The 13,538-nt window shown below is 60.0% G+C and carries 19 protein-coding genes; 3 read left to right on the top strand and 16 right to left on the bottom strand.

Features of this window, described 5'->3' with window-relative positions:
- Positions 1 to 11: 11 nt before the first annotated feature.
- From flgH to G8E03_RS07445, 8 genes are read right to left on the bottom strand one after another with little or no spacing between them, the layout of a single operon-like run.
- On the bottom strand, positions 12 to 737 hold the full coding sequence (gene flgH, locus G8E03_RS07480; RefSeq protein WP_166190298.1) for a flagellar basal body L-ring protein FlgH: 726 nt from the start codon (positions 735 to 737) through the stop codon (positions 12 to 14).
- Positions 734 to 1,156 (bottom strand): flagellar basal body P-ring formation chaperone FlgA, encoded by a 423-nt coding sequence (gene flgA, locus G8E03_RS07475; protein WP_166190295.1) that lies wholly within the window; start codon positions 1,154 to 1,156, stop codon positions 734 to 736. The genes flgH and flgA overlap by 4 nt, the downstream gene beginning before the upstream one ends.
- Positions 1,153 to 1,938 (bottom strand): flagellar basal-body rod protein FlgG, encoded by a 786-nt coding sequence (flgG, locus tag G8E03_RS07470; protein WP_166190293.1) that lies wholly within the window; start codon positions 1,936 to 1,938, stop codon positions 1,153 to 1,155. Before flgG ends, flgA begins: the two co-directional genes overlap by 4 nt.
- Positions 1,939 to 1,953: 15 nt before the next feature.
- Positions 1,954 to 2,679, bottom strand: coding sequence for a flagellar hook-basal body complex protein (locus G8E03_RS07465; RefSeq protein ID WP_166190291.1), 726 nt, complete (start codon positions 2,677 to 2,679; stop codon positions 1,954 to 1,956).
- 3 nt (positions 2,680 to 2,682) lie between these two features.
- A complete protein-coding gene (locus tag G8E03_RS07460) occupies positions 2,683 to 2,949 on the bottom strand; it encodes a flagellar biosynthetic protein FliQ (protein ID WP_166190289.1) in 267 nt (88 codons plus the stop codon).
- Positions 2,946 to 3,230, bottom strand: a complete 285-nt coding sequence (fliE, locus tag G8E03_RS07455; protein ID WP_166190286.1) for a flagellar hook-basal body complex protein FliE — start codon at positions 3,228 to 3,230, stop codon at positions 2,946 to 2,948. Before fliE ends, G8E03_RS07460 begins: the two co-directional genes overlap by 4 nt.
- 11 nt (positions 3,231 to 3,241) lie before the next feature.
- Positions 3,242 to 3,631, bottom strand: coding sequence for a flagellar basal body rod protein FlgC (gene flgC, locus G8E03_RS07450; protein ID WP_166190284.1), 390 nt, complete (start codon positions 3,629 to 3,631; stop codon positions 3,242 to 3,244).
- A gap of 15 nt (positions 3,632 to 3,646) precedes the next feature.
- The gene (locus tag G8E03_RS07445) at positions 3,647 to 4,039 is read right to left on the bottom strand and encodes a FlgB family protein (RefSeq protein WP_166190282.1); all 393 of its coding nucleotides are present in this window, start codon (positions 4,037 to 4,039) and stop codon (positions 3,647 to 3,649) included.
- A gap of 85 nt (positions 4,040 to 4,124) precedes the next feature.
- Between G8E03_RS07445 and fliI the strand changes: the two genes are divergently transcribed.
- A complete protein-coding gene (gene fliI, locus G8E03_RS07440) occupies positions 4,125 to 5,426 on the top strand; it encodes a flagellum-specific ATP synthase FliI (RefSeq protein WP_166190280.1) in 1,302 nt (433 codons plus the stop codon).
- On the opposite strand, the gene G8E03_RS07435 is transcribed toward fliI, so the two are convergent.
- From G8E03_RS07435 to G8E03_RS07415, 5 genes are all read right to left on the bottom strand, one after another.
- Positions 5,423 to 5,854 carry a flagellar biosynthesis repressor FlbT gene (locus G8E03_RS07435; RefSeq protein WP_166190278.1) on the bottom strand — a complete coding sequence of 144 codons (432 nt, stop codon included), beginning with the start codon at positions 5,852 to 5,854 and terminating at the stop codon, positions 5,423 to 5,425. The two genes, fliI and G8E03_RS07435, sit on opposite strands and share 4 nt — an antisense overlap.
- Positions 5,851 to 6,234, bottom strand: coding sequence for a flagellar biosynthesis regulator FlaF (locus tag G8E03_RS07430; RefSeq protein WP_166190276.1), 384 nt, complete (start codon positions 6,232 to 6,234; stop codon positions 5,851 to 5,853). The genes G8E03_RS07435 and G8E03_RS07430 overlap by 4 nt, the downstream gene beginning before the upstream one ends.
- A 96-nt stretch (positions 6,235 to 6,330) precedes the next feature.
- Complete coding sequence (locus G8E03_RS07425) at positions 6,331 to 7,575, bottom strand: flagellin N-terminal helical domain-containing protein (protein WP_166190274.1); 1,245 nt, start codon at positions 7,573 to 7,575, stop codon at positions 6,331 to 6,333.
- 199 nt (positions 7,576 to 7,774) lie between these two features.
- Entirely contained in the window at positions 7,775 to 8,065 is a 291-nt protein-coding gene (locus tag G8E03_RS07420) for a hypothetical protein (RefSeq protein ID WP_166190272.1), read from the bottom strand.
- Between the two features lie 11 nt (positions 8,066 to 8,076).
- Positions 8,077 to 8,358, bottom strand: coding sequence for a rod-binding protein (locus tag G8E03_RS07415; protein ID WP_166190270.1), 282 nt, complete (start codon positions 8,356 to 8,358; stop codon positions 8,077 to 8,079).
- A 98-nt stretch (positions 8,359 to 8,456) separates the two neighbouring features.
- On the opposite strand from G8E03_RS07415, the gene G8E03_RS07410 reads away from it, so the two are divergent.
- On the top strand, positions 8,457 to 9,599 hold the full coding sequence (locus G8E03_RS07410; protein ID WP_166190268.1) for a flagellar hook-length control protein FliK: 1,143 nt from the start codon (positions 8,457 to 8,459) through the stop codon (positions 9,597 to 9,599).
- 12 nt (positions 9,600 to 9,611) lie between these two features.
- The gene (locus G8E03_RS07405; protein ID WP_166190266.1) at positions 9,612 to 10,244 is read left to right on the top strand and encodes a flagellar hook capping FlgD N-terminal domain-containing protein; all 633 of its coding nucleotides are present in this window, start codon (positions 9,612 to 9,614) and stop codon (positions 10,242 to 10,244) included.
- Between the two features lie 5 nt (positions 10,245 to 10,249).
- On the opposite strand, the gene G8E03_RS07400 is transcribed toward G8E03_RS07405, so the two are convergent.
- From G8E03_RS07400 to xylB, 3 genes are all read right to left on the bottom strand, one after another.
- Positions 10,250 to 10,660, bottom strand: a complete 411-nt coding sequence (locus G8E03_RS07400) for a GtrA family protein (RefSeq protein WP_166190264.1) — start codon at positions 10,658 to 10,660, stop codon at positions 10,250 to 10,252.
- Between the two features lie 65 nt (positions 10,661 to 10,725).
- A complete protein-coding gene (gene xylA / locus G8E03_RS07395; protein WP_166190262.1) occupies positions 10,726 to 12,027 on the bottom strand; it encodes a xylose isomerase in 1,302 nt (433 codons plus the stop codon).
- Positions 12,024 to 13,466 carry a xylulokinase gene (gene xylB / locus G8E03_RS07390; RefSeq protein WP_166190260.1) on the bottom strand — a complete coding sequence of 481 codons (1,443 nt, stop codon included), beginning with the start codon at positions 13,464 to 13,466 and terminating at the stop codon, positions 12,024 to 12,026. The genes xylA and xylB overlap by 4 nt, the downstream gene beginning before the upstream one ends.
- Positions 13,467 to 13,538: the final 72 nt, after the last annotated feature.

The following is a 13,538-nucleotide window of genomic DNA, read 5'->3' as shown; positions in this document are numbered from 1 at the left end:
CGGCTCTTCCCCTAAAATGGCAGGACGCGTTCCAGCATCTGTTGACCATAGCGCGGCTGCTGAACGTCCGTGATCTGACCCCGCCCGCCATAAATGATGCGCGCGCCGGCGATCTTGTCATATGTAATCTCGTTGCGACGCGAGATATCCTCGGGTCGTACGATTCCGGCGACCTGTAGATCGCGCAGTTCGAAATTCACGCGAACTTCCTGACTGCCCAGTACCACCAAATGACCGTTCGGCAGGATGTCCACCACGGTCGCCGCAACCCTCAGGGCAATTTCCTCCTGCCGGCGCGTGGTTCCGGAGCCGGAGGAGCCGGAGCTGGAGTTCGCGGCGACCCCCGGCTCTAGGGAAACACCACGATTTGCAAGGCTTTCAGGCAAACCGAACAAGGAGCTGACGCTCATCCCCTCCTGCCCTGAACGGGATCGATCCGTCGCATTCGTCATCTCGGCCTGCTCGTCAATCTCGATAACGACGGTCAGAATGTCACCCAGCACTCGGGCACGGCGATCACCGAACAGGCTGGTCGGGCCAGACCGCCAAAGCGACCCATCGGATGTCAGGGGCTCGGCTCGGGCAAGGGCTGCCTGGCTGAGCGCCAGCCTTTCCGGGCTTACCGCGGCAATGATCTGGTTTTCCGGCGCATCAATCGGCGTAACCGCCGGCGGCCGTCCGATATCGGATGAAGCACACCCCGTTAGCAGAGCCAGTATCGCGAGTGATCGCTTCATTGTGAAACCTCCAGGGTGCCGTCAGCTTGTACCGTGCCCCAGATCGTCATTCGAGACGCGACATTCATGGCGCGAATACGTTCGCCGGGACGGCCCCGAGAAAGAGCGCGCCCCTCCGCTATGATCGCCAGGCCTCCTGTCGAGTAATTCAGCAGGACGATCTGATTGCGATCCACGACAGCCCGTTCAGCAAGATCGCCCTGCAGGATCGGGCGGCCGGGATACAACGTTACCCGCGCCTCACGTCCGATCGCATCCTCCAACTGCGAAATCGCTCCGGGCCAACTGTCGCGCGCGGCCGATATGTCCGAGGGGCGCACGACCTGTTCGGCGCGGATCGCACGGATCGGAACAACCGATTGTGCGAAGCTCGGCACGCCGAACGCCATGGCGAGCATCAAGATACCTGCCTTGTTCATCGGATTTGTGTCGTCGCAGCGAGCATCTGATCCGCAGCCGTGATGACCTTCGCATTCAATTCGTAGCCACGCTGCGCCTCGATCAGCTCGGTCATTTCCCGCACCGCATCGACGGAGCTGTCCTCCAGATAGCCCTGCCGCATCGTGCCGAAGCCCGTGTCGCCAGGACTGCCGACCACGGCCCCGCCCGAAGCCTCGGTTTCGGCGAACAGGTTTCCGCCCAATGCCTCCAATCCCTTGACGTTGGTGAAATCAGCGAGCGTAAGCTGCCCCATCAACTGAGGCTGAACCTGATCGCTGAAATAGGCGTAGACCTCACCCTGAGCGTTGATCGAAATGCTTCGTGCATCGTCTGGAATCGTGATTTCCGGGATGACAGCGAAGCCGTCGGACGTAACGATCTGCCCCTCGCCGCTGCGTTTCAGAGCACCGTCACGAGTATAGGCCTGTTGCCCGGTCGGCAGTTCCACCTCCAGATATCCGCCGCCCTCGATCGCGATATCCAGCTCGCCCCCGGTGGCGCGAAGCGAGCCCTGCTCGACATGCATCGTCACGGCGGAGGCGCGAACCCCGAGGCCAAGTTGAACACCCGTCGGCAGCACCGTTCCGTCTGCGGCGTTGATGGTGCCCGCGCGGCTGACCTGTTGATAGTGGAGATCGGAAAATTCAGCCCGACGTGCGTTGTAGGCCGTCGTGCTCATGTTCGCGAGATTGTTGGATATGACCTCGACCCGCATTTGCTGGGCGTCCATACCCGTCGCCGCAATGGATAATGCTCTCATCTGCGTTCTCCTATATTATTGAGGGGCTTGCCCGAGTGTGCGTACGACCGCGCGTTGACGTTCATCTTCACGTTCCTGTAGGGCCTGACTGAATTCATAGGCGCGCTGAACCTCGATCATCCGGGTCATCTCGCCAACCGCGCTGACATTCGCGTCCTCGAGTTGCCCTTGCATGATCCGGGCATCCGGGGCCGGTTCGAACGGTTGGTCGGACCGAAAACGGACGCCGTCCTCCCGCTCGAAGCTGGCACCCTCGGCGGCAACGAACAGGCCAAGCTGCGCGACCGGATCGCCGCCGGCCGTCACGGTTCCATCGGCGGAGATTTCGACATCTATACTGCCCGGCGGCAGCAGGATCGGCGCACCGCCCCCGTCGAGCAGGAATTCACCTGCGGCATTTATCATCTGTCCGTTCGCATCCTTCATGAACGCGCCGGCACGGGTGAGGCGCGCGCCGGTTGGGCCCTCGACCTGAAAGAAGCCCTCTCCATCAATCGCCAGATCCAGCGCCCCCCCGGTCGAGCGCATCGCCCCGGGTGCCACGTCGGAATAGCGCGTATTCAGCGAAGACATCGAAATGCTGTCCGCCTCACCTTGCGCGGTCTTCACACTTTCGGAAAAAACGACCCCCTCGCGGCGGTAGCCGGTGGTAGACATATTCGCGAGATTGTTGGCGATCACTCGCATCTCCCGGTCGAGCCCGGATTGGCGTGAGAGTGCGACGGTTCCTGCTACATCCATGACTCAGGACCCCGCTATGGCAGGCAGGACGCTCTTGTCCCAGAAAACGAGGAGAACACGCCCGGAAAAATCCATCGTGATCCAGAACACTGCCAGAATCCCCGCCAGTTTCGGCACGAATGTCAGGGTCATTTCCTGAATGGATGTCAGCGCCTGAAGCAATCCGATCACGAGGCCGATCGTCAGCGCCACGGCCAGTACGGGCAAGGCCACGATCAGCGCGGCCCACAAGGCCTCTCGCAACAGATCGAGCAGCTCACCCTCCGTCATACCGGCATCCTCAGAATTTCCTGATAGGCCTCCACCACCTTGTCCCGCAAAGTGACAGCGGTTTCGATCGCAAGTTCCGTTTCGGCCAGTGCCTGCACCATCGCGTGGGGATCGACGGTTCCCGTCAATGCGCCGCTTGCCGCCTTTTCCGTCGCTTGCAGATCCGAGACCATGTCTGCCGCGACCTCGGCGAATGCCGCGCCCGTCTGGGACTGAGGTTCCACCGCGATCTGACGCGAAAGTCCGTATGCCTTTCCGGCGAGTGCAGATTGAATATCCATATCGATCCTCCTTAACGGCGCAGCAGATCGAGCAGCGAGGATGACATCGCACGCGCCTGATCGAACATTTTCAGATTGGCCTCATAGCTTCGCTGCGCCTCACGCGCGTCGGCTATTTCAACCATCAAATTGACGTTGGACCCGTCATAATATCCCTCGGCATCGGCCAGGGGATGACCGGGCGCATAAATGCGCTCCAAGGACGCATTGCTGAGCTCGGGTGGTCCGCTGACCACACGCGAGGTGCCGTCGCCAGCGGCAACCTGTGCGAACCGCACGATCTTGCCGTGATAGCCGGGCGTATCGGAGTTCGCGATATTCTCGGAACTGACGCGCAAACGCATGGATTGCGCGGTCATCCCGCTGACGGAACTTTGCATTGAAGACAGCAGATCGCTCATCGGGTTTCTCCCTTATCATCCACGGCCCAGGCCGATGCGGATCAAATCCAGTGATTTGCGATAGAGCGTCAGCGCCAGATCGTGCTGTCGCCGGGCATCGGCGGCCCGTACCATCTGATCCTCGATCGAAACCGAGTTCCCGTCGGGAGTGGTCGCGCCCTGTGCCGAACTGTCGATCAGCAGCCTGCCTTCGATACCGGCGGAACCAGCCATGTGGCCTGCCCTGGTGTGGCGAATATCGAATCCATCCGTGCCACCTGACACGACTTGAGAGAATGAGACGACGTCCTGCGCGACAAATCCGGGTGTATCGGCGTTTGCGATATTCTGCGCGATCACAGTTTGACGCACCGCTGCATGCCGCGAGGCAGATGCCGCTATGGATAAAAGTGAGTTGTTTTCGATCATTCAGGGCTTCTCCCTATACTCTTCAACCTCGGCTTAACCTTCGGAAGTGAACAAAGGGTAATCAAAGGACCGAAGAGGATCGCCCATGGCCCAGTTTGCAGAAATGTCGCGAATGATCCGCGAAATCCCCAAAAAGGTGCGTATGGGGACGCTGAAGCGCATAGAAGAAGGACTTTTGATCGCTTCGGGACTGGATCAGCACGTCGGAGTTGGCGATCTGTGCATGATCGAGGGAGGAACCCGGGCCGAGATTACCGCAGTTTCCCCGGGTGAAATCAGACTGATTCCCTTCGGCAGCGTGGCGGAGTTGTCGCCCGGGTTGCTGATTTGGAAGGAAGCGTCCGGGTCACTGTGCCCCGATTCGCGCTGGCTGGGCAGAATCGTCAACGCGTTTGGCGACCCCCTCGACGGACAGCCATTGAACGTTCGGATAACCCGAAATCCGTCGGCGCCACATCGCAACGTCTTGGCACGACGCGGTCTGGGCGACCGGCTGGATACGGGCGAACCCGCGATCGACACCATGCTTCCGATCGTCCGCGGGCAAAGAGTGGGGCTCTTTGCCGGATCGGGAGTCGGAAAAACCAGTCTGCTGAACTCCCTGGCGCGGGGTATACAGGCTGATGTCATCGTCTTTGCCATGATTGGGGAAAGGGGGCACGAACTCGCCAGCTTCCTGCGCGATGTGATGGACCCCGAGACGCGCGCTAGGTCGATTTGCGTTGCCGCTACGGCTGACTGTTCCGCCCTCGAACGCAGACGCGCCGCCCTGACCGCCATAGATATCGCTGAACACTTCAAACGTGAGGGGCGACACGTGTTAGTGTTGATGGACTCCCTCACCCGCTGGGCGGAGGCGCATCGTCAGATCGAAGCTGCGCAAAGCGGGCGTATGGTCAGTGTCGGGTTCCCAGCCAATACGGCGCAAGATCTCGCCAGGATGATGGAACGCCTCGGCCCCGGTGCCACCTCGGAAGGGGACATCACGGCAGTGCTGTCCATTCTGGTTGCCGGCTCCGACATGGACGAACCACTTGCAGACATGGTCCGGGGGATGCTCGACGGGCATATCGTTCTGGACCGTGACATTGCAGAGCGCGGTCGCTTCCCCGCGATAGATGTTCTGAAGTCAGTCTCCCGCTCTCTGCCGCAAGCCGCGACGAAGACGGAGAATGAGACCATCGCCACCGTACGCGAAACCTTGACCGCAGCCGCCCGGATCGCTCCGCTGAGAGATGCCGGACTGTCGTCAGCGGGTGCGGATCCGGAAGCGGATCGCATTCTGAGAGCAGCCGCCAAGATCGACGAAATATGGGCCGCCCGGGACTTGCCCGATGCGACCCTGTCCTTCGCGCGCTTGACCGCGCTGGTCGCGCGATCAGGTTAAGTGTCAGTGGGTTGGGGAACCCGACCCACATCGCTTTTCGCGAACAACGTGACTTCGATGGTGCGCAATGACTTCAGCGCACGCAGACATTGATAGATCATACTGGCCTTGGCGTGGGCCGTGGCCTCCATCAGAATATCGTGGGCGGAGCCATCGTTGAAAACGAAAGCCAGTTGTCCCAGCCCATCCAGAAGTTGAGCACGCCCTTTCTCCTCATCAGCCTCACCGGCTAGGATCAGCTGCGCGAGATAGCAGACGCGTGTGACCGGGGTGGATGCTTCGGAGGGGTGAATGGCGTCGCGAAGCCTCAGGATATTCGCGTTGGGCGTCAGGATATTCAATCGGGAACGTCGATCCCCATTTTCTATCACGACCCCGTTGATCAGCACGCGCTCCGCAGGTCGTAACTTCAGAACCAGGCCGCTCATAAACCCGCCTCAACCGGGTTGGATTGTCTGAGGCCTGTCAGAATATCATGATTGATCGCGCACAACTCCTCGGAGGTGGTGCCGTTCAATAATATCCGATTGGTTTCATCGTGCACAAAGCCCGCCAAGGCAAAAAGACCCCGACGCAATTCCAAGGGCAGACCATTGCCGATATCACTTAAATCCTGAGCGAAAATTCGCCACAGTTCTGCATTCGCTTGCAGCGCATCGACAAAGGCGGCGTATTCCGTTTCTCTCGCCGCCTCCGCCGCACGCAGCGTTCTCGTGATTTGCGCCAGAACGTCTATCTCCACCGCGCGCGGTGTGCCGACATTTCGTTGCGCAGTCCCATACCCGTTCTGGGCCACCCGAATATTCATTTCCTGAATTCCTTACCGCTCGATCGGTGTAGTTCGATCCCTCATGACAGCCGTGGTTCATCCGGGCCGCGCATCACGGGCCCGGATGAGATCTCCTTAGCGGAAGAGCGAAAGGATCGACTGCGGCGACTGGTTCGCGATCGACAGCGACTGAATGCCCAGCTGCTGTTGAACCTGCAACGATTGCAGACGCGCGGACGCCGCTTCCATGTTCGCATCGACGAGCGAACCCACTCCGGACATCAGCGAGTCAGTCAGGCTGGACACGAAGTCGGACTGGGTGGAAATCCGCCCCTGAGCGGAGCCGAACGAAGCGGCCGCATCAATTGCGGTGTTGATCAGGGATTCCACATCGGTCAACGCCTGAGCAGCGCCTTCCTCCGTTGTCACATCCATCCCGGCCAGTGCCGACAGACCGCCATCGACCGTACCGCCTGTAAACTCCGTAAAGCCGACATCAATGCTGTCAGTTCCTGCGCCACCCGCCAATGCAACCGTCAGGGCACCCGTCGCCCCATCCTGGGAGGTGGAGATGTTGGTCAGGCTATTGTCGGATATATAAGTATCCATCTGATCCTTGAGTGCAGTCGAAACGCTGAGTTCCGTATCGCTTTCCCCCGCAACATAGGTGAACGTCTGTTCGCCGGAAGTATCGGATCCGGCCGCGCCCGTGCCAGTCAGTGTAATGGTATAGGTCGCACCCAGTTCCACGCCACCGGAGGTGAAGCTGACAACCGCGTCTGGATCGGCGGCGTTTCCGGCGACTGCCGACCCCGTACGTGTTCCGGTCATCAACGCGCCCGCAGCGACCGCCGTGGTGCCTGCGGTTTCCTCAGTCGCGGAAAGGTCGTTGCGATTCACCGTGATACGCGATGCGCTGACACTGCCGTCAGCTGTACGGTCGAGGGAGGACAGGACCGTAATCGCCTGACTTCCCTGAAGAAGATTTACCCCCTTGAACTGCGCGGCGCCTACGATCGAACTGACCTGATCGCGCAGGGCGGAAATCTCGCTTTGGATCTTCGTTTTGTCGTTGCCGGATTCCTGTGCTGCGATGACCTGCGTCTTGATGTTGCCCAGCAGTTCCGTGATTGATTCCGATGCCTTTCGGGCGACGGCGACCGTGGAATTGCCGAGCGACAGGCTTTCGGAAATCGCGCCGAAACCATCGGCATCGGAGCGCATGACCTGCGAGATCGACCAGACTGCGGCATTGTCAGCGGCGGAGCTGATCTTGAGGCCTGTCGAAATTTCCTTTTGTGTTTCCGCCAGACCGGAGCTGATGTTGCGAAGTGTGCTGAGCGCGACCATTGCGCCATTGTTCGTCAGAATGCTGGACATATCATTTAACTCCATGTGCGGTGCATTCAGCACCGGCTTTGAGAAAATGGCCGGAGAACCGACCCTGAACGTCATTCTGACGAAAGCGGTCCCTCCATTCCGGTTGGAACCGCGCCGATCTCTTGGATCGCATGACCATCTGGCCCGCCGCATCCTAACAAGGGGTAAATGCGGCGGACTTAGTATCGTTAACAACGGGTTACCGCTTGATGAGGACCCCCGCCACCTCAGTCGGGGGCCGCAGGTTTCCTTGCGCCGTATATGTGCGCAACCCGGTGGCGGAGGGGGGCGCGCGCATTTCGGCAACGGCGTCCCGCGCAATTCCCAGCAATTCAAGGTTGCGCCTCAACGCTTCACTGATCGGGCCCAGTTCGCGTTCCGACAGCTTTTTGAGCATGGGGCCGATACGTTCTATCACCTCGGGATCGGGATAGTCCCCCGCTATGATCGCCTCGCGCTGACGGATGATGGCTTCGTTTATACGCCTCACAACGCGCGCCCTCATCGGACCGCCTCCGAACTTTGCACCAGGCTTTCGAATATTCGGTCGGCCAACCCGATTCCCCCCTTCTGGGCGAAAACCTTGGCGTGCTCTCTGGCAAGCAGGGAGGCAAAGGCGTCCTCCCCCGCTCCACCGCCCTGTTCAGTCCGCGCCGCGCCGAAACCGCTATGGCTCAACATTTCAGCTAGGAACGAAGCCTCGAATTCGACGGCGGTGCGGCGCAAGGCCGCCTCCTGAACCCTGGGTACGGCAGAATCGTGCAGTGTAATTTCTGACAGCATTTCTTTCTCTCCATTCTGGATGCCGCCTTTTTGTGGGGTGGAAGTAAAGAAATCGTAAGAATTCGCAGGCCCTATGATCCGGTATTGAGGAGACGGCAGTGCATCTTGCGAGTATCGAAAATGCAGCGCGCACCCTTCTGGGGCAGATCGCGAAAGAGGGTGAGGCTTCGCCGCCAAACAAGTTCGCGACTGTGGTTCGCGCTGATTCGTTCGATCAGATCGCATTGGCCGAAGACACACGTATCGTGCTCGACGATGAAGTCGCTTTCGCCATATTTCCTGATACTCCAAACACTCCGATCATGACAGAAGATGCCAATCCGCAGGGGATTGCGGACGATTCGCCTGGTGACCGCGCCTTGCCCGTTGAAGAATCAGGACCTCTAGTGGCTGAATTCGTGGCGCCGCAGGTGCCGAGACAAATTGATGCTTCGATCCCGCATCCGCAGAATCGCACACTTGTAAATCAGCAGTTTGAAAAATCGCGCGTTGCCATAAACCCACCGGCGAATCGCACGCTTGCGCCGCAAACTTCTGAAAGTACGGCGCCCCATGCCGGACTTGAGGCTGACGAATTTTCCAGCGAATCGTCGCGACGTGCGCCAGATATTCCACAGACAGGTAGGGGCGCAGACAGGCTCACGATTGGCCGCGCTGCTCACGTAACGGCATACGGCCTCACATCTGTTGCCTCGATACCGGTTCCGCCCCCCCCCCTACAGGCATCGCCGGAAAAGTCCGGTCCCGATATATCCGACCTCGAACTCGAAGCGCAGATGTCGAGCGCGATCGGCACCAGCTCACTCTCACGCAGTTCGGTGGAGCGGCCCATGCCTGCTGCGGCTCTACAGGCCGTGGCGGCAGGAACCGATGCCACCCTCGCCCAGATCAGAGGGCAGATGGCGATCGTGACGCTTGCACGGGATGGGACGCAAACGGAATTGCGACTGGACCCTGCCGAACTGGGGCGCGTTCGGATCTCGCTTGAAATCATCGACGGACATGTGACCGCACACCTTTCCCCCGACAGGCCGGAGGTGCTGGATCTGCTGCGTCGCTACGCCGATTCGCTGACCAGCGATCTGTTGGCTCAGGGTTTCGACAGTGCGCAAATGACCTTCGGACAGGGCGGCGATGCCGATCAAAATCCCGCCTTCGATAGCACTCTGGAAGAAAACGCCTTCGATACGGTCGAGATCGGCCTGACCCCGATCAGCGATCGGCTGGACATGAGGCTTTGACAAGGAACCGATATGGAAATTTCCGGAACGACACAATCTGCACCCGCTGGCGCGGCCACGCCCGCGCAATCCTCACCGACAACGGATTTCGAAACGTTTCTAACTCTGCTGACCACGCAGATGCGAAATCAGGACCCCCTCAACCCTATGGAATCGACACAGTTCGTGGAACAACTCGCCACATTCACCTCCGTCGAGCAGCAAATCGAGACAAACACCAAGCTCGACAACCTGACGGCGGCGTTGACGGCGAACGACACGAACGGACTTGCGGCGTGGCTGGGCAAATCAGTGTCGGTTCTGGGACAGGCGCATTATTCGGGCACTCCGGTGGAACTGAACTTTGACGCGCCACCGCCGGCCGGGGCGCGTCTGGTTGTGCGCGACACGATGGGCGACATCGTGGCGGATCAAGCATATTCCGGCGGAGCATGGAGCGGCACTCTGGCAACGGGTCGGGACTTGCCGCATGGCTTGTATGATTTTGAATTGCGAAGCGCGGTGGCCAACGGTGACAGATTGCTGGCACAACCCTTCGTCCACTCACGGGTTGAAGAGGCTCGGATGACTGCGTCGGGTCCGGTCCTGAAATTGGAGGACGGTCGCAGCATAGATGCCGATGCCGTCGCATCGATTCGAAACTAACGGGTTCACTGCGGAAACACCCAAAATCTGTACAATGCATAATTGAAGACAGGCAACAGAAAGACGACCAGCAGAACCGAGACCCAATCCGGCCACCCCATTGTGGGAGAGATCGTTGTGGTAACTGCGAAGCTGAACCCGAAACCGAACAGGATGACGCCGACAAAACGCGCCTGCTGGCGATGGTCGAGCAGCCTGCTGCGGAACGTCCAGAGAGTGTGTGCGACATATTGCACAGTGACGGAACCGACATGCGCGACTCCATTGGACTCCCACAAGTTCGCTCCCGTCGTTCGCAATCCCGTGAACAAGAGCGAATAGGTCAACGCCACCGCAGCGCCCACGGTCAGAAAGCGGACGAGGCGTCGGATCTCACGCTGGGTCAGAACCTTCCTTCTTCTGCTTCTGGAACTCATGTCCCCCCCGAACGGACGAATAGGGGGATTGCTTACGCGTCCGTGGCGGGCGCTGTCCACCCGCTTCACACGAAGCGGTTCACCCAGTTTTCCAACTGTTCCTGACGACCCGATACCGGTTCGGGATTGATACCATCGTTCAGGACCCGACTTTCGATGTCCTCAAGGGTTGCATCATACAGCATGTGCTGCGCGTCCGCGCCGTTCCAACCTGCGTAGCGGTCGACGCGGGCTGCTTCCAACCCGCCGTCTTCCAACATTGCCGCGGCCGCCTTGAACCCTCGGGCGCAGATATCCATGCCGCCGACATGCGCGGCGATCAGATCCTGCGGATCGAGACTTTGCCGTCGCAGCTTCGCATCGAAATTCGTGCCGCCGGTGGCAAAACCGCCCCCTTTGAGGATCTCATAGTATGCCAGTGCGACCTCAGGCACGTTGTTCGGAAACTGGTCCGTGTCCCACCCGGACTGATAATCATTGCGGTTCATGTCGATGGAGCCGAAGACGCCCAGTGCCTGCGCCAGCGCGATCTCATGCTCGAACGAATGCCCCGCCAGAATCGCATGGCCCTGCTCAAGGTTGAGTTTGACCTCTCCTTCCAATCCATAGGTCTTGAGGAAGCCGTACACCGTTGCGACGTCGTAATCGTACTGGTGCTTGGTCGGCTCCTGCGGCTTGGGTTCGATCAGGATCGTGCCCTTGAATCCGATCCTGTGCTTGTAATCCACGACCAGATGCAAAAGCCGTGCGAGGTGGTCCAACTCCGATTTCAGATCGGTGTTGAGCAGCGTCTCATACCCTTCGCGCCCTCCCCACAGAACGTAGTTCTCACCGCCCAGACGGTGGGTCGCATCCAGGCAGGTCTTGACCGTGGCCGCCCCGAAGGCAAAGACATCCGGGTCGGGATTTGTGGCGGCCCCGCTCATATAACGGCGGTGCGAAAACAGGTTGGCGGTGCCCCACAGAAGTTTCGGGCCGCCTTGCGCCATCTTCTGTTCAAACACATCGACGATAGCCTTCAGATTGTCGGAGTTTTCCGCGAAGGTCGCCCCATCTGGCCGGATATCCGCATCGTGAAAACAGAAATAGGGCACACCCAGAATGCGAAACATGTCGAAGGCGGCATCCGCCTTGGTTCGCGCGGCGTCCATCCCGCCATCGAACCAGGGCCGGTCGAAAGTGCGTCCTCCGAAGGGATCCCCGCCCTCCCACGCGAAGCTGTGCCAATAGGCCACGGCAAAGCGCAGATGCTCCTCCATCCGTTTGCCCAGCAGGACCTCATCTGGATCGTAGTGGTGAAAGGCGAGAGGATTGTCGCTGTCCGGACCCTCGAACGCGATGGGGGCGATGCCATCGAAATAGCTCATATGCTCAGACTCCTGATAGCGGCAGATGCGGCGCGATAACGGGCATGCGCATCTGCGAAGGCCGAGGCGAGTGCCGGATCCGGCTCGATCGTATGATGAATGTTCGGAGGCGTCGCGATCTCCACCCCCGCATGTTCGGCCGCCATCATGCCGAGGCGCGCGGCACCAAAGGCACCCCCGAAATCCCCCGATACCGGCACGTCGAGCGCCAGCCCCGTCGCATTTGCCATGATTTGCAGCCAATGCGGTGACAACGATCCGCCGCCCACCGCAGTCGCCCGTTCCAGCGTGGTGCCCGTTGCGATCAGGGCATCACGACAATCGGCAAAGGCGAATGCCACCCCCTCCAGCACTGCGCGGGTCATAGCGGCTCGATCGGCAGCATGTTCCAATCCGATGAAGGATCCGCGAACGCGCGCATCGTTATGGGGTGTCCGCTCCCCACCCAGATAGGGCATAAAAATCGCGCGTCCGGGGGCCTGCACGTTGCCAAGCGCCGACGTCAGATCCGCTGCCTTCGCTGCGCTGACCTTCGCGAACCAGTTCAACGCATCCCCCGCTGCCAGGATGACGCCCATCTGGTGCCAGCGACCCGGCAAGGCATGACAGAACGTGTGTACGGCCGAGGCCGCATCGGGTGAGTAGCTGTCATTCGCCGCAAACAACACGCCCGAGGTGCCGAGGGACAGAAACGCTTGTCCGTTCTGAACGGCCCCCATTCCGACGGCTGAGGCGGCATTGTCACCCCCACCCCCGGCCACAACGGTATCCGCGCTGAGCCCCCACCGCGCGCGCAGTTCGCGGCGCAGGGTTCCTGACACTTCCGACCCCTCGATCAGGCGTGGCATGTGGGTGCGGTCCAGCCCGGTCGCGCGCAGCAGTTCGTCCGACCAATCGCGTTTTGCAGTGTTCAGCCAGCCGGTTCCCGCCGCATCCGACATTTCCGCGACATGCTCCCCCGTCAGCCAGAGCCGCAGATAATCCTTTGGCAGCAACACCTTGGCAACGCGATCAAAAATCTCAGGCTCATGCTTCCGAATCCAGGCGAGTTTCGGGGCGGTAAAGCCCGGAAACATGATATTGCCCGTCAGATCACGAAACCGGGGATCGGCGTCCATGGCAGCAGCTTCGGCATGGGACCGCGTATCGTTCCACAGGATGCAGGGCCGCAACACCTCGTCTGCGTCGTTCAGCAAGGTTGCGCCATGCATCTGACCTGACAGACCGATCCCCTTTACCGCCGACAGGTCGTGTTTCGCGGCAAGTGCGTCGAGAACCTCCTCCGCCGCGCGCAGCCATTGCAACGGCTCTTGCTCGGACCATCCCGATTGAGACCGGGAAACGCTGAGCGCGGCAGTCGCGTGCCCGATGACAGCCTGCGCATCCCCGATCAGGACGCCTTTCAGACCGGAGGTGCCCAGGTCCAGACCCAGATACATGATACCGCTCCCACAGTTTTGCTTCGCCGATTCGACAAATGATCCTGCGGTCGAACATTTGCCGATTTAATT

Source organism: Pontivivens nitratireducens, assembly GCF_011290545.1.
Taxonomy (GTDB): domain Bacteria; phylum Pseudomonadota; class Alphaproteobacteria; order Rhodobacterales; family Rhodobacteraceae; genus Pontivivens; species Pontivivens nitratireducens.
The sequence above is the reverse complement of the archived record's forward strand: the minus strand, read 5'-3'. Positions and strand labels throughout refer to the sequence as shown.